At 69.7% G+C, this 14819-nt stretch carries 12 protein-coding genes; 7 read left to right on the top strand and 5 right to left on the bottom strand.

Annotated features, from left to right (window positions below; all coding sequences use genetic code 11):
- Window positions 1-80 precede the first annotated feature (80 nt).
- Both J7E25_RS14525 and J7E25_RS14520 read left to right on the top strand, forming a co-directional pair.
- Entirely contained in the window at window positions 81-788 is a 708-nt protein-coding gene (locus J7E25_RS14525; protein WP_214870872.1) for an acyl-ACP--UDP-N- acetylglucosamine O-acyltransferase, read from the top strand.
- Window positions 785-2821, top strand: coding sequence for a hypothetical protein (locus J7E25_RS14520; protein ID WP_214870871.1), 2037 nt, complete (start codon window positions 785-787; stop codon window positions 2819-2821). Before J7E25_RS14525 ends, J7E25_RS14520 begins: the two co-directional genes overlap by 4 nt.
- 30 nt (window positions 2822-2851) lie before the next feature.
- On the opposite strand, the gene J7E25_RS14515 is transcribed toward J7E25_RS14520, so the two are convergent.
- Entirely contained in the window at window positions 2852-3742 is an 891-nt protein-coding gene (locus J7E25_RS14515) for a glycosyltransferase (protein ID WP_214870870.1), read from the bottom strand.
- 49 nt (window positions 3743-3791) lie between these two features.
- On the opposite strand from J7E25_RS14515, the gene J7E25_RS14510 reads away from it, so the two are divergent.
- From J7E25_RS14510 to J7E25_RS14495, 4 genes are all read left to right on the top strand, one after another.
- Window positions 3792-5081: a lipopolysaccharide biosynthesis protein gene (locus J7E25_RS14510; protein ID WP_214870869.1), complete on the top strand. Its 1290-nt coding sequence runs from the start codon at window positions 3792-3794 to the stop codon at window positions 5079-5081.
- A 30-nt stretch (window positions 5082-5111) separates the two neighbouring features.
- Window positions 5112-6281, top strand: a complete 1170-nt coding sequence (locus J7E25_RS14505; RefSeq protein ID WP_214870868.1) for a glycosyltransferase family 2 protein — start codon at window positions 5112-5114, stop codon at window positions 6279-6281.
- Between the two features lie 211 nt (window positions 6282-6492).
- Window positions 6493-8034, top strand: a complete 1542-nt coding sequence (locus J7E25_RS14500) for a DUF2142 domain-containing protein (protein ID WP_214870867.1) — start codon at window positions 6493-6495, stop codon at window positions 8032-8034.
- On the top strand, window positions 8027-9184 hold the full coding sequence (locus tag J7E25_RS14495) for a glycosyltransferase family 4 protein (RefSeq protein ID WP_214870866.1): 1158 nt from the start codon (window positions 8027-8029) through the stop codon (window positions 9182-9184). Before J7E25_RS14500 ends, J7E25_RS14495 begins: the two co-directional genes overlap by 8 nt.
- Here J7E25_RS14495 and J7E25_RS14490 read toward each other — a convergent pair.
- Genes J7E25_RS14490 through J7E25_RS14480 form a run of 3 tightly spaced genes read right to left on the bottom strand, consistent with a single transcriptional unit; the run spans window position 9171 to window position 12312 of the window.
- Window positions 9171-10271 carry a glycosyltransferase family 1 protein gene (locus J7E25_RS14490; protein WP_214870865.1) on the bottom strand — a complete coding sequence of 367 codons (1101 nt, stop codon included), beginning with the start codon at window positions 10269-10271 and terminating at the stop codon, window positions 9171-9173. The genes J7E25_RS14495 and J7E25_RS14490 overlap by 14 nt on opposite strands.
- Complete coding sequence (locus tag J7E25_RS14485) at window positions 10268-11440, bottom strand: hypothetical protein (protein ID WP_214870864.1); 1173 nt, start codon at window positions 11438-11440, stop codon at window positions 10268-10270. The genes J7E25_RS14490 and J7E25_RS14485 overlap by 4 nt, the downstream gene beginning before the upstream one ends.
- The gene (locus J7E25_RS14480) at window positions 11437-12312 is read right to left on the bottom strand and encodes a glycosyltransferase family 2 protein (protein ID WP_214870863.1); all 876 of its coding nucleotides are present in this window, start codon (window positions 12310-12312) and stop codon (window positions 11437-11439) included. The genes J7E25_RS14485 and J7E25_RS14480 overlap by 4 nt, the downstream gene beginning before the upstream one ends.
- Window positions 12313-12370: 58 nt before the next feature.
- Here J7E25_RS14480 and J7E25_RS14475 point away from each other — a divergent pair, with 58 nt between their 5' ends.
- Window positions 12371-13393 (top strand): glycosyltransferase family 2 protein, encoded by a 1023-nt coding sequence (locus tag J7E25_RS14475; RefSeq protein ID WP_214870862.1) that lies wholly within the window; start codon window positions 12371-12373, stop codon window positions 13391-13393.
- Between the two features lie 69 nt (window positions 13394-13462).
- Here the strand turns inward: J7E25_RS14475 and J7E25_RS14470 are convergent, their stop codons facing one another.
- A complete protein-coding gene (locus J7E25_RS14470) occupies window positions 13463-14797 on the bottom strand; it encodes an O-antigen ligase (RefSeq protein WP_214870861.1) in 1335 nt (444 codons plus the stop codon).
- Between the last annotated feature and the right edge of the window lie 22 nt (window positions 14798-14819).

The following is a 14819-nucleotide window of genomic DNA, read 5'->3' as shown; positions in this document are numbered from 1 at the left end:
ATGCGATCATGTGCAAATCCCGCCCCCGATACCCTACCTTCTCGCGCGAGAGACGCGCCGATCGACTCAGGAAGGTCGACGTGAACTCGATACACCCCACTGCCCAACTCACGGGCGACGTCCGGCTCGGTTCCGGCAACACGATCGGTGCCTTCGCCGTGATCACGGGCCCCGTCGAGATCGGCGACGACAACTGGTTCGGCTCCGGCGTCGTCATCGGCGCGCCGCCAGAGGTGCGCGGGTTCGCGCATCCGACCGATCTCGATGGATCGGTCGACGCGGCCGGGGTGCGCATCGGCGACCGCAACGTGGTGCGTGAGTACGCGCAGATCCATCAGGGATGGAAGCACCAGACGCAGATCGCCGATGACGCGTTCATCATGAACCAGGCCTATGTCGCCCATGATTGCCGTCTCGACGACGGCGTGACGCTCGCTTCGAGCGTCCTGCTCGCCGGTCACGTGCACATCGGGGCGAAGGCGAACCTCGGCCTCGGCACCACGGTGCACCAGTTCCGCACGATCGGACGAGGCGCGATGATCGGCATGTCGTCGGTCGTCACTCGCGACGTCCCCCCGTTCGCGAAGGCCTTCGGGAACCCGGCGATGGTGCGGGGGGCGAACGTCATCGGCATGGAGCGGTCGGGCGTCGCCGCCGAGCTGGTCGCGGCGCTGCGATCGATCTACGCCGGCGAGGAGGCGAGCCTGGAGGGCATCTCCGACCCCGAGCTGCAAGCGGCCGTCGACCGATGGACGTCGGAACGCCCCGAGCGAGGGGATCGCGCGTGACCGTCGAGGCGCCGGCGCGGCGACCGGTCATCGGGAACCGACAGGCGTGGCGCGACCGGGTCGATCGCTGGGTGACGCCGCGCCCCGACGGACTTCCGGCCATCCGCGTGCTCGTCGCGCTTCCCCTGCTGCTCGCCGTCATCGGCACGATCCTCGTGGGGCTCTCGCTGAACGGCTCGTCGTCGGGTGCGTTCTACTCGGAGTTGCACGAGAGCGCCGACCCCGACCTCATCGCGGGAACGCCGCAGCTCGTGCGCGGTGACGAGTGGGCTGTGCAGACGGTGTGGGCGATCGCCCAGGCCGAACAGGGACTGCCCGTCGAGAACCACACCTTCCCCGGCGGCATGGACTCGACCATCCCGCAAGACCTTCCGCGGGCCGACTGGTCGGTCGCGTTCCGCCCTCACCTCCTCGGGTTCCTGTTCTCGGACGTCGATCATGCGATCGCGCTGAAATGGTGGCTTCCGGGCCTCGCGCTCATCGCAGCGGTGTACTGCTTCGCGGTCACGATCCTGCCGAGGAGGCCGTTCCTCGCCGCCGGCATCGCGGGCGGCTTCTTCCTGAGTCCGTTCTTCCAGTGGTGGTTCCTGCAGACGACGCTCTGGCCGGTCGTCTGGGGATTCGCGCTGCTCACGACGGTGATCTGGTGCCTGCGCGCATCGACTCGAGTCGCCCCGCTCGTCTTGAGCGGGATCCTCGCGTACCTCACCGTCGTGATGGCGATGGGCATCTACGTGCCGTTCATCATCCCGATCGTCCTCGTGTGCGCCCTCACGGTCGTCGGAGCGGTCATCGAAGCGAGGAGAGACGGCATCGGATACCGCCGCATCGCACTCCGCGTTGCTCCCGTGCTCGTCGCGGGCGTGGTCGGCTCGGCGATCACCCTGGCCTGGCTCGTCGAGAAGTCCGCGACGGTCGAGGCGTTCCTCGGCACCGCGTACCCGGGAGAGCGGCTCTTCGCCACCGGACAGGGCAACGGACTCGAGCTCGCTTCCATCCTGTCGTCATCGTTCGCCCTCTCGCTCAAGGCGGGAGGATGGATCGGGCTCAATTCGTCCGAGGCATCGACGTTCTTCTACGTCGGCGCGCTCCTGATCCCGGTCGTCGTGTGGCTGCTGGTCCGTTGGCGGCGCACCCTGGCGTTCCCATGGATGCTCGTCGGCGCTTCGGCGTCGGTGCTGGTGATCGCGGCGTTCATCTTCATCCCGGGCTGGGATGCGGTGGCGCATCTGCTCTTCCTCGACCGCACCTTGCCGGGCCGGCTGCGGCTCGGCGTGGGGTTCGCCTCGATCGTGATCATGGTGATCCTGATCAGGGAGCTGACACGTGATCGTCGGCCAGGGCGCCTCTTCGCCGGTCTCCTCGCAGCTCTCTACCTCGCCTCGCAAGCGGCGATCGCCATCGCGGTGTGGTTCGCATCGCCCGGTGAACTGGCTGCGGCGAGGTTCTGGTGGATCCTCGCCCCCATGTCGGCTGCCGTGATCTACCTCATCGCCCGTGCCCGGCCGGTTGCCGCCGTCGCGATCTTCGTGGTCATCGGCGTGATCAGCGGTGCGACCGTCAATCCGGTCTATCGCGGTGTGCTGGATCTCCGTGAGACGGATGCCTCGGCCGCCGTCCGCGAACTCGATGAGGGCGCCGACGGGGCGACCTGGGTCGGCGTCGGCGGTCGGCTCACCAGTGCGCTGCTGCTCGAGTCCGGCGTCGAGGCGTTCAACGGATTCCAGGGTGCGCCATCGGAGGAGATGTGGGGGCTGGTCGACCCGACCGGAGCGTACGAGTTCGAGTGGAATCGGTTGGCCGGCATCGGATGGACGCCCGCCGTGGGTGAGCCGCAGGTCACGAATCCGGCGCCCGACCAGATCCTGGTCACATTCGATGCGTGCTCCGCATTCGCCCAGCGAAATGTCGACTTCGTGCTTGCCGACGAGACCGGTGTCGTCGAGAGCGCATGCCTCGTGCCGGTCGACGAGTTCGACCTCGCAGACGACGGCGAGTTGACGATCCTCGAGGTGGTTCCGCAACGCCCGTGACGCGCGGGTTGCATGCTCCTCGAGCAGCGGTCAGCGGCTCCTGCCGAAGGCGTGGCCGATGAGGATGCGAAATCCCGATCGATCGCGCGCCTTGAGTGCCGAGGGGATGCGGGTCAGCGCATTCACGCGGCTCGAGAGGTGGAAACGAGCAGCCCGAGCGGCGCGGTGCCAGTGGCGCGCCTCGAATCTCTCGGCGAGCTCGGTGAAGAACTCGTCCTCCTCGCGGAAGCGGCTCCCGTCGACCGCCTTCCACGACGAGACGCTTCCGGCGTGCCGTCGATAGTCGAACTCGACGGTGTCGTCGACGACGAGCGATCCACCGGCTTCGCACAGGTCGAGCACGAGCGCGAGATCCTGGACCACCTCGTAGCCGGCACGGAACCCGGTGGCCCGGGTTCGCGGTCCGTGCCAGGCGACCGAGGGGAAGTTCATCCAGTTGCCGCGGGTGACGCTTGTTGCGAGCATCTCGCCTGACAGCACGATCGGCGACGATGCCTTCGGCCGGTAGAAGGACTTCGCCGAGTCGACGAGGGTTCGGACTGCCGCGCCGTTCTCATCGATGATCCGCACCCCGGGGTGGAGCATGGCCGCGTCGGGGAAGGACACGGCGAGCGACCGCATGTGCTCGACGTAGCCGGGATGCAGGGCGTCGTCGCATCCGAAGATCGTGAACCACTCGGCGCGCGACCGGTCGACCGCTTCTTGGAAGTTCGCGTTGATCCCGAGGTTCTCGGTGTTGCGCACGTACTCGATCCGGCGATCGCCGAGGCTGAGCAGCCATTCGCCGGCGCTCGCGTCGGGATAGTGGTCGTCGATCACGACGAGGCGCCAGTCGGGGTCGGTCTGGGCGAGGACACTCTCCACGGCGATGCGGAAATGGTCGATACGACCATAGAAGGGCATCATGATGTCGAATGTCATGTCGTCTGGGCGCTCCTCGGCTCCGCTTGTGCGGGGATACCATTCTCGGGTGGCTCAATCCTCCCTCATCCGACAGGGGGTGCTGTCGACCGTCGGCGTCGCGGTCCAGGGCCTCGCCCGATTCGGTTACTCCATTCTCATCGCGAGATTCGTCGGAGCCGAACCGCTCGCGCTCGTCAACACGCTGATCTCGCTCTCGATCATCCTCTCGCTGCTCTGGCCGACGGCCGCCGGCAACGCCGCCGGCACGTTCCTCGCCCGGGCGGTGCGCAACGACCGCGCTCCGCAGCGTGTGCTCGGCCTGGTCTGGAAGTCGACCGGGCTGGCGTGCCTGGGCATCTCGATCATCGGCGTGCTCGTCGCCGTGATCGTCATCGGCACCGAGCCGGCCGAGACCGTCGGCATGGTGGCCCTGACGCTCGCATGGTCGGCCTACATCCTCACGCGCGGAATCAGGATGGGGCTCGGACAGGTCACGGCGGCGGCGGTGTGGGATTCCGTGAGCGCAGCGGTCAGCATCGGGCTTCTCGCCGTCGTGATCGCGCTCGGCGCCACGGCGTTGCTGCTCTGGCCGTTGACGATCGGCTATGCCCTGTTCGCGCTCGCCGCGGTGCCGGCCATGCGACGGACCGGGCGAGCGCTGGCGCCCGACCGGACCACCGTGCCCGGCGACATCTGGCACCTCGTCGCGTGGAACTCCCTCGGGCTCATCGCGACGAACGGGCTCATCCAGTTCTCGATGGTGTGGGCGTTCGCCGCCTCGAGCGCCGAGGAGTCGGGGATGTTCGCAGCTGCGATCGCGCTCGCCACTCCCGCCTCGATGCTCGCCCAGGCCGTGAGCCAGGTGCTGATTCCCCGATACGCCCATTGGCTCGAAGAGGATCCCGTCCAGGCTCGGCGACATCACCTTCAGGTGCTGTCGGTCATGACGGGAGTGCTCGTGGTCGCGTTCGGCACGGTGGCCTGGATCGCCCCGTGGTTCATCCCCCTGCTCTACGGCCCCGGCTTCGACGCAGCCGTTCCCCTGATGCGCTTACTGCTCATCGGGGTCTTCTTCTTCTCGGTCGGCCTGATCGCCTCCTCGTTCCTCATCACGTCGTGGCGTACGGTGCCGGCGACCATCGCGGCGGGAGCGGGTTCGGTGCTCGGCATCCTCGCCATGGCCGTCGCGTCGCCGGGCCTCGGCGGCGCGAGCGGCGCGGCTGTCGGCGTCATCGTCGGCACCGCGGTGAGCGCGGCGATCGCCGTCGGATGGTCGCTTCGCATGCCGAACCCGCCTTCGAGGGCGGCGGAATCGCCCTCAGAGCCGGGCGACGGACGCGTCGGCGAGCTCCGTTAGAATGGCTCGTCACCCATCACGAAGGACCCCATGACCACCACTGCCACGGTCGAACTCTCGATCGTCATGCCCTGCCTGAACGAAGCCGAGACGCTCGCCGTCTGCATCCGGAAGGCCCAGGGGTATCTCGAGCGGTCTGGTGTCGTCGGCGAGGTCGTCATCGCCGACAACGGGAGCACCGACGGATCCCAGGAGATCGCCCGTGAACTCGGCGCGCGAGTCGTCGACGTGGTGGCGAAGGGCTACGGAAGCGCGCTCATGGGCGGCATCGAGGCCTCGCTCGGTCGCTACGTCATCATGGGCGACGCCGACGACAGCTACGACTTCTCGAATCTCGATCCGTTCGTCGAACGGCTTCGTGCGGGCGACGACCTGGTGATGGGCAACCGCTTCCGCGGCGGGATCGAGCCGGGAGCCATGCCCCCGCTGCACAAGTACCTCGGCAACCCGGTGCTCACGTTCATCGGCCGCTTGTTCTTCCCGTCGCAGATCCGCGACTTCCATTGCGGGTTGCGCGGATTCAACCGCGAGTCCATCCTCTCGATCGGCCTCATCACGACTGGCATGGAGTTCGCAAGCGAGGTCGTCGTGAAGTCGACGCTCGCCGGTCTCAAGATCAGCGAGGTCCCGACCACGCTCAAGAAAGACGGCCGGTCGCGGCCCCCGCACCTTCGCAGCTGGCGTGACGGATGGCGCCACCTCCGCTTCCTCCTCCTGTTCAGCCCGCGCTGGCTGTTCCTGTACCCCGGCGCCGCGGCGTTCCTCCTCGGACTCATCGGGAGCACCGTGCTCGCATTCGGTCCGGTCGAGGTCGGCTCGGTCGGGTTCAACGTCTCGACGCAGGTGTACCTGCTCGCGCTGACGTCAGTGGGCTATCAGGCGGTGCTGTTCGCGCTCCTCGCCAAGCTCTATGCGCGACACGAGGGCTTCTTCATTCCACGGAGCCGAGCGTTCGAGCGGATCGCCGAACGCGCCACGCTCGAGTCGGGCGCCCTGATCGGGCTCGCCCTCTTCATGGTGGGATTCGTGATCGGCATCGTGCAGTTCGTCGCGTGGGGTGCGTCGGGCTTCGGCGAGCAGAGCCTCGCCGACACGGTCCGTCTCGCGGTGCCGGCAGCGCTGCTCATGATCCTCGGTGTGCAGACCATCATGGCCGGCATGTTCCTCGGCATTCTGGCCGTTCCGGTCCGCCGCCGCTGATCGAGAGCTCGGCCGGAGGGTCGAACGAGGCGTTTCGGGCGAGCCCATAGAATTGGGGCGACCGTCGGATGCCCCGGACGGCAGCCACTCCTCGCACACCTCTCCATCCGACCTGAGAGACAAGTTGACTCGACCTTCCGACCGAACGCTGCTGCGCGGCGTACCCGATCGAGAGTCGTCGGGTCGTATTCGGCCCGAGCGGCACGGGCCGATGTGGTTTCTCGCGCCGTTCGCCGTGTTCGCGTGGCTCGGAGTGCTCTGGTCGCTCGCCTCGCCGGTCTTCAGCGTTCCCGATGAGAACGCCCATGCCCTCAAGGCCATCGCGCAGGTGCGTGGCCAAGTGGTCGGCTACACCGTTCCCGAGGTCAGGCACATCGTGGTCGACCTTCCCCATGGGTACGAATACGACCCGCAGATGAACTGCTTCGCGACGCAATCCGACACGCCCGCGTCGTGCGGCGTCGAGCTGGGCGATGCCTCGGGGCTCGATTGGTTCAACACGTGGGTCGGGGCCTACAACCCGGTGTACTACTACCTCGTGGGGTGGCCGAGCCTGCTCTTCGACGGAAACGCGGCCATCTACGCGATGCGGATCGCGAGCTCCCTGCTCGGCGCTGCCCTGCTCGCCTGGGCGTTCCTGGTGGCGACGTCGGGTGCCCGTTCACGATGGATGCCGCTCGGCATCGCCTTCGCCGCGGCGCCGATGTGCATGTTCCTCATCGGTGCGGTCAACCCGAACGGTGCCGAGCTCGCCGCTGCCGTGGCGGTGTGGGCCGGCACCCTGCGGCTGCTCGACACGTTCCGCGACGCCGCGGAGGGGCCGTCCATCTCGAGGAACCGGCTCTGGGCGGGGCTGACGATCGCGTCGATCGTGCTGGTCACGGCGCGGGCGCTCGGGCCTCTCTGGTTGGTGGTGGTCGTGGCGCTCTGTCTTCTGGCGAGCGGCTGGCAGCCAGTCAGACGATTGCTCTCCACCGCGGCGAGCTACTGGTGGCTCGGCGCCATCGCCGCCGGCGGCGTGTTCTCGATCGGCTGGACCCTGTGGGGCGGCAGCCTCTCCAGCCAGGCCGAGGCATCCGACGCCCCGCTCGTGGGCGCGTCGTTCCTCCGGGGCTTCTCGCATGTCGTCCGGATCACCCCCGACTACGTGCAGGAGGCGATCGGGTACTTCGGCTGGCTCGATACGCCGCTGCCGTTGTGGACCTACTGGCTGTTCATCGCGGCGTTCGCGGTGCTCGTCGTGTTGGCGTTCATGACGACCCGGTGGAGGAGCGTCGTCACGCTCGCGGCCGTCGTGCTCGCCGCGCTGCTCGTTCCCGCCCTCGTGCAGGGCTACAGCGTGCACCAGACCGGCATCATCTGGCAGGGGCGCTACGGGCTGTTCCTCTACCTCGGCATCACGATCATCGCGGCCTGGGTCCTCAGTCGGGATACCCCGGCCATCGGCTTCCTCGCTCCCCGTGCCGCCTGGATCTGCTCTGCTCTGCTCGCGGGCTACGGGGTGCTCGCCTTCGGCCTCGTGCTGGTCCGCTACGTGATCGGTGGGCAATCGCCTCTCGGCCAGATGCTGTCCGATCCGCAGTGGCAACCCCCGCTCGGTTGGCCGGTGCTCGTCGCCGCGTACGCGGTGGCCTCGCTCGCCCTCGTCATCCTCGTCGGCGGAGCCTCGCACCTGCTCGCGCGACGAGAGCAACACATCGACGCATCGGTCGCAACGCCGGTTGCCGTGGCAGGGGAATCGGCGCGTGGCTGAGCCCCGGATCGCGATCGCATACGACTGCGTGTTCCCAGTCGACACGGGCGGCGCCGAGCGCGTCTATCGCCGCCTGGCGGAGCTCTTCGCCCGACGGGGGAGCGCGGTCGACTACGTGTCGCGCCGGGGACGCGACGCGGGTGCGGACGCCGGATTCTCCGTGATCGGCGTCTGGAGTGGTGAGATCGCCGATGCCGGCGGAACGCGCACCATCTCGAGCGCCGTGGCATTCGCCGCTTCGCTGTTCCGTCACTTCGTTCGTCGCCGCAGCGCGTACGACCTCGTCATCGTCGCCGCACTTCCGGTCCTCAACGTCTTCGCGGTGCGACTCGCGCTGCTCGGGGCTCGCACCGTGGTCGCGACCGACTGGCCTGAGATCTGGCCGTGGCGGAAGTGGCGCGAATACTCGGGCGTCGTCGTCGGCACTGCCGCCTTCGCACTCCAATGGCTCGGCGTGAACATCGGTCACTTCCAGATCGTGAACAGCGTCTTCACGCGGTCGCGCCTCCTGCGCCATCGACGGCGCGCCGACCCGGTCGTGCTCGGCCTCGTCGACCTCGTCGGCGACGCGGCGCATGCCTCGGCGGCTCCGTCCACGCCGCCCGTGGTGCTCTTCGTCGGACGGCACATCCCCGACAAGCGACTCGCGGCGCTGCCGGCGGCGCTCGCGGCGGCGCGCGAGTCGATCCCCGATCTCGCGGCGGTCGTCGCCGGATTCGGCCCCCAGACCGAAGCGGCTCGTCACGCGGCCGACGCCGCGGGTGTCGCCGATGTGGTGCGGTTCGTGGGCAGGGTCGACGACGCCGAGCTCGAAGCCCTGCTCGCGACCGCGGCCGTGCTCGTGAACCCGTCGGCGAGGGAGGGCTTCGGCCTCGTCGTCGCGGAGGCCGCGGCGCACGGCACCCCGTCGGTGGTCGTCGCCGGTGAGGACAATGCCGCCGCCGAGCTCATCGTCGACGGCGAGAACGGGTTCGTCGCGGCATCCGTCGCGCCCGGCGTGCTCGGCGATGCGATCGTACGGGCGGTGCTGGGCGGCGACGACCTGCGCCGGTCGACGTCGTCGTGGCTCGAGCGCGAACGCCGGGAGCAGTCACTCGAGCGGTCGGTCGAGGAGATCCTCGACCGCTGGCGCGCCGTCAGCGGTCGGTGACGCTCGAGGAGATCGTCTCGAGCAGGGCCCGACGCGTGGCGGCGGCGGTCTTCTCCCATGAGTACGCCGCAGCACGGGCGAGGCCGGCGCGGGACATCCGCTTGCGTTCCGCCGGTGAGTCGAGTACGGATCGGATCGCGCGAGCGATCGCGTCGGGGTCGGCGGGGTCGGCGTAGACGGCGGCATCGCCCGCGATCTCGTGCATGACGGGGATGTCGGAGACGATCACCGGGCAGCCGCGGGTCATGGCCTCCAGCGGCGGAAGGCCGAAGCCCTCGAACCGCGTCGGGAACACGAGCGCGGTCGACTCCGCGTACAACCGTTCGAGCTCGGCGCCGCTCAGCCAGCCGCGCAGGTCGACGTGGTCGCCGAGTCCGAGCCGCTCGACCACGGGTGCGAGCGGATCCTCGCCGTGGCTGCCGGTGATGACGAGGGAGGGCCGGCGCTCGGGGTCGATGCGGGCGAGCGCCTCGAGCAGGGTCTCGAACCCCTTGTGCGGCATCCGGTTCCCGACGGCGAGCAGCTGGGCGTCGAGCCGACGCGCGGAGGCGACGCCGGCGGGCGTCGACCCGGCGAGCGGCGTCAGGATCACATGCTCAGGGGAGACGCCGAGGAGGGAGACGATGTCGGCCCGCGATGCCTCGCTCGCGGTGATGATGCGCCGTGCTGCACGCGCCGCGAGGCGGATCATCGTGCGGATGATGCGCGAGTGCCCGCCCGGAACGTACTCGGGGTGCCGGAACGCGAGCAGGTCGTGCAGCGTCAGCACCACCGGAACGCGCGACCGCATCGGGCCGAAGTTCGCCGGGCAGTGCACGAGGTCGGCGCCGTGCCGCCGTGCCGCCCGCGCCACGGAGAAGAGTTCGCCGCGCGCCCACGCGGCCCGATTCTCGCCGCTCACGCCCGAGTCGATCACCCTGCCGGGGAACCACGAGACGTCGGCGGCAGCCAACTCGCTCGATGCGAGGGCGATGTACTCGAGCTCGGTGTCGTCGGCGGAGAGTCGCGAGTACACCTCCCGAACGTAGGACTCCATGCCGCCCTTCGTTCCGGTGAAGAAGAGCAGGTCGACGAGCACGCGCTTCACGCGTCACCTCCGGCCTCGACGGCGGCGGCCGCACGGATGCCGCGCACGAGACGGCGACGTCGTGCGACCTCGTACACGACCGCCGACACGAGTTCGGCGACGAGGAGCCCGAGGAACACCGCTGGCAGGCTCTCGAGGGCGAGGCCCGCCGCGGCGAGGGCGAACGTGACGACGGACACGATCGCCCGCAGGCCGGTGAGCAGTCGCACGGCGCCCGCGCGCCGGAGGGCCGCGAACGGGATCGTCGTCGCGAGGGATGCGGCCCGCCATGCGCACGCGAAGAGGAGGGGGACCATCGTCGCCGACCCCGCCCACGCCTCGCCGAAGACGAACCCGAAGGCGCCGGCGAGCTCGAGCACGAGCAGCGCCACCACCGCGGCGAGCACGGATGCCGCCGAGACGACGATGTCGAGCAGTGAGTGCTCCTTGAGGAGGCGGAGCCGCATGAAGTTGAGTGGGATCGCGAGCAGTCCCGACACGGTCGCGATCGACGCGAAGAGCACCGCGTCGGTGGAACCGAGGAACGCGAGGATCATCGCGTTCAGCAGCGGGGAGACGACGCCCGTGATCGCGGTGTCGGCGATGACCCACCCCATGATCGCCGGCTCGGGCCGGCTCGCCCGGTGCGTGACCGGCAGGCAGCGGATGCAGGTCGCGACTGCGATGCCGACGACGAGGGGGACGAGGGCCCACTGCTGCCCGGCGAATCCGGCGAGGACGCCGACGAGAGCGCCGGAGCCCACGGCGATGGAGGCCACGATCTCGCGGCGGTCGAGTCGTTCGGCGACCGACACTCCACGGCCCACCTCGAGCGCCGCGATGAGGATCGGGAGCCCGATGGCCAGCACGACGGGACTGGGAGGGAGGACCACGATGACGACCGCGGTCACGACCGAGATCGCGGCGAGCCAGAGGGGGAAGACGACGCGGCGCTCGGTGGCTGCCGAGCTCAGCCTTGACTCGACGACGACCGCGAAGGTCAGCTGCCCGGCGAAGGTGGCAACGAGCACCGCGACGGCGAGGAAGCCCTGCTCGTCGACGGTGAACAGGCGCGACGAGATCGAGACGGTCGCCGCAGGGATCACCGCGAGCGAGACGCCGCCGAGCAGCGTGATGAGGCTGAGCGCCGCTCCTCGCAGTCGCATCGGAGCCGGCATGGGTTCGGTCATCGGGTCACCGCCGTGCTCGAGCCGCCGATCGTGCGCCCGAGCATGCCCTCGGCGCGGCCCAGGAAGACCCACCACCCGTCGGCGACGGTGTTCGTCGTGCGGTGACGCAGACCGAACGCGATCCCGCCGAACACGAACGCCAGTCGCCACCACCACGGGTAGCGGTGGCGCATCACGAGCCGGCCGAGTCCACGGCCGTAGGCTCGCAGCTTGCGGCGTCGCTCCGTCGCCGAGAGGCCCCGCGCGTCGGCGATGCCGCCGACCGCGACGTCGGGCGGGAGCCAGTCGAATGCCCGGGCGAGGTCGGGTCTGCGCTCGATCAGCCGGAGCAGCAGGTCGGTCGCCTCGCCGGCCTGCCACGGCGACGGCGCCCCCGTGCCGAGGTCGGGGTCGAATCCGCCGAGCTCCTCGAACACCGACCGGCGGATCAGGAGTCCCATCTCGATGACCGTCCAGACGTTCCAGCGATCGAGGGGTGAGCTGTCGCGGGGCAGCGTGAACTTCGGGCCGTGCTCGTCGATGACGGTGAGGGCGCCGGCTTCGAGCACGGATGCCTCCGCACGGATGGCATCGAGGCTCCCATCGGGGAACCAGGTCGTGTCGTTCGGGAAGTGCAGGAGGCGATCGCCTCCCGGAGGAAGGGCCGCGACGCCCGCGTTCCTGCCGCGGGACGCGCCCCGTGGCGACGTCGTGACCTCGATCACGAACGCGTCGCCGCGGAAACGCTCGGCGAGACGCTCGACCTCGGCGAGGTGGTCCTGCGCCACGAGGACCAGCCGATCATCGGGGCGGACCTGGGCGGACAACGACCGGAGAAGTCGCTCGAGCGGCTCGGTGCGGCCGAGCGTCGAGACCACGAGACCGAGATTCACAATGCACTCATTCTGTACGATGAGGTGGCTGCTCCGCGTACCGACAGGATCCCTCTTCATGCCCACCCCTGACGACACGCCGACGCCCGGGTCCGCGACACTGCGCGTCTCCGTCGCGCTCGGCACGCACAACGGCGCCAGGTACCTGCGCGAGCAGCTCGAGAGCATCCTCGGCCAGGCGCGTCCGGTCGACGAGATCGTGCTTTCCGATGACGCGTCGAGCGATGGCACGGTCGAGCTGGCCGAACGCGTGATCGCGGATCATCGGGCGACGGATGCCGCGACGCCGTCGATCGTCGTGCTTCGCAACCAGTCTGCGCTCGGCGTCACCGCGAACTTCGAGCAGGCGCTCCGCGCGGCATCCGGCGACGTCATCGCGCTGTCCGACCAGGACGACGTCTGGCACCCGGACCGGGTGGAGCGAGCACTCGCCGCCTTCGCCGGACATGCCAGCGTCGAGCTCGTCGCCGCCGAGGCGCGACTCGTCGACGACGACGGGGCACCGCTCGGCGCCACGCTCTTCGAGACCCTCGGTGTCGACGCGCCGCTGCGGCGACGCCTCGAATCGGATGCCGCGTTCGACGAGCTCCTGAAGCGCAACGTGCTGACCGGCGCGACGATGACGGTCCGTCGCGAGCTGGTGCTGCGTGCAACCCCGTTTCCGCAATCGTGGGTGCACGACGAGTGGCTCGCAGTGGTCGCCGCCGTCGGTGGCGGGCTCGCGGTGGTCGACGAACCGCTCATCGACTACCGGCAGCACGACGCCAACCAGATCGGCGTCACGCGGCTCGGGGTCGGGGGCAGGTTCGGCCGGCTCCGCGCGCCCCGCACCGAGCGCAATGCGCGCCTGTTGGCGCGGGCGAGCGCGCTCGGTGAGCGGTTGCCCCTCGTCGCGACTCGGGATCCGATGGTCGCGGAGCGCGTGCTCGACAAGCTCGCGCACGAGCGGGTGCGCAGCAGCCTGCCGGCGCACCGCGCAGCGCGGCTGGGTCCGGTCGTGCGCGAATGGCGCACCGGGCGGTACGGCCGGTACGGACTTGGGGCACAAGACGTGCTGCGCGACCTCGTACAGCCGGTCTGACCGGCCGCTCACGAGCGCGCGAGCACGCGAGCGCACGCCCGCACGCCCGCACGCCCGCACGCGCGATCGTCAGCCGAGCCGCTCGATCGCCGGCACGGGCGGTCGCCCTGCTGCGAGCGCATCCCGCCAGCTCATGTCCCGTGCCGCCTTCACGGCGCACACCACGAGCAGCATCCAGCCGCCCTCGAGGAGCGCGAAGCTCTCGGCGAACGAGGTCGTCGCGATGACGACGAGCATGAGCGCCGGCCAGAGGTAGACGACGCTGCGTCGCGACGAGGCGAGCAGCCACGCGCGCACGAGCGCGACGCCGACGAGTGCCACGAAGAGGAGCGCGCCGATGACGCCCACCTGGAAGTAGACGTCGACGTAGGCGCTGAGCGCTGAGGCGTGCGGTCTCCCGGTGGCGAGTTCGATCCACCGGTACGGGGCCGTTTCGGGCCAGCTCCCGACCCAGCCCCAGCCCTGGAGGGGATTGCCGTTCAGGTACCGGGAGAGCTCGCGCCAGACGTCGAGCCGTACGTCGAACTCGTCGCGTGCGTCGAGCAACTCGATGATGCGCACGCGGAAGATCCACGCCGTCACGATCACCGCGATGGCAGCGACGAGCAGGCCGATCTGCCAGCGCCAGCGGGTGGCCGGGGCCGTGCGGCGAAGCCCGTAGAGCGCGCCGAGTGCCACGAGCGATGAGCCGAGCGCAGCCCACGTCGTCGGTGAGCCCGAGAGCACGAGGCACACGATGGCGAGCGCCATCGACGCGATCGCGCGCACGCGCAGCACGCTGCGCGTGCGCCATTCGACGATGAACGTGAGCAGTGCGATGAGCGCGACGAAGCCGAGCATGTTCCGCGAGCCGAAGATCCCCTGGATCGGGCCGAATCTCGCGAGGTCGCCCTGGATGCCGAGGAAGGCGATCGGCAGGTCGAGCAGGATGCCCGACAGCACCTCGAGGGCGATCGAGACGCCGAGGAGGACCCGCATCACATCGCCGAAGGCGCGCACGATCTGGATCGTGTCGCGCATCAGGGCGACGTAGACGCCGGCGAATGCGAAGGCGATGAGGTATGCGACGCGCAGGGCGCTCCAGGCGGGGGCGTTCGAGCCGGGTGCACTGCTCCAAAGCACGGATGCCGCGCACCAGCCGACGAACACGAGGATCGTCAGCGGGAGGATCCCGTACCACTCGACGGCGCGCCACCGCGCCACCAGCGATGCCCCGCACAGCACGAGGAGCACCGCGAGCGCGGCGAGCAGGCCGGGCCAGCCGATCAGGCTGCGCACCGCATGGCTGCTGAACGCGAGCCCGACGGCCACGAGGGTGAGGGCCTGCGCGAAGCGCGCGGACCCGGCGAATCCGCGCGTGACGCGCCAGAAGTGTGCGGCGGCGCCGCCGACGGCGGAATTCATCGGTGTGCGCCCGCCCCTGCTG

It is taken from the genome of Agromyces sp. ISL-38, assembly GCF_018613935.1.
GTDB lineage: Bacteria > Actinomycetota > Actinomycetes > Actinomycetales > Microbacteriaceae > Agromyces.
The sequence above is the reverse complement of the archived record's forward strand: the minus strand, read 5'-3'. Positions and strand labels throughout refer to the sequence as shown.

Coding starts and splice junctions, on each gene's coding strand:
- J7E25_RS14515 (WP_214870870.1), bottom strand. CDS start 3,742: ATGACATTCGACATCATGATGCCCTTCTATGGTCGTATCGACCATTTC.
- J7E25_RS14505 (WP_214870868.1), top strand. CDS start 5,112: ATGACCACCACTGCCACGGTCGAACTCTCGATCGTCATGCCCTGCCTG.
- J7E25_RS14500 (WP_214870867.1), top strand. CDS start 6,493: ATGTGGTTTCTCGCGCCGTTCGCCGTGTTCGCGTGGCTCGGAGTGCTC.
- J7E25_RS14485 (WP_214870864.1), bottom strand. CDS start 11,440: ATGACCGAACCCATGCCGGCTCCGATGCGACTGCGAGGAGCGGCGCTC.
- J7E25_RS14475 (WP_214870862.1), top strand. CDS start 12,371: ATGCCCACCCCTGACGACACGCCGACGCCCGGGTCCGCGACACTGCGC.
- J7E25_RS14470 (WP_214870861.1), bottom strand. CDS start 14,797: ATGAATTCCGCCGTCGGCGGCGCCGCCGCACACTTCTGGCGCGTCACG.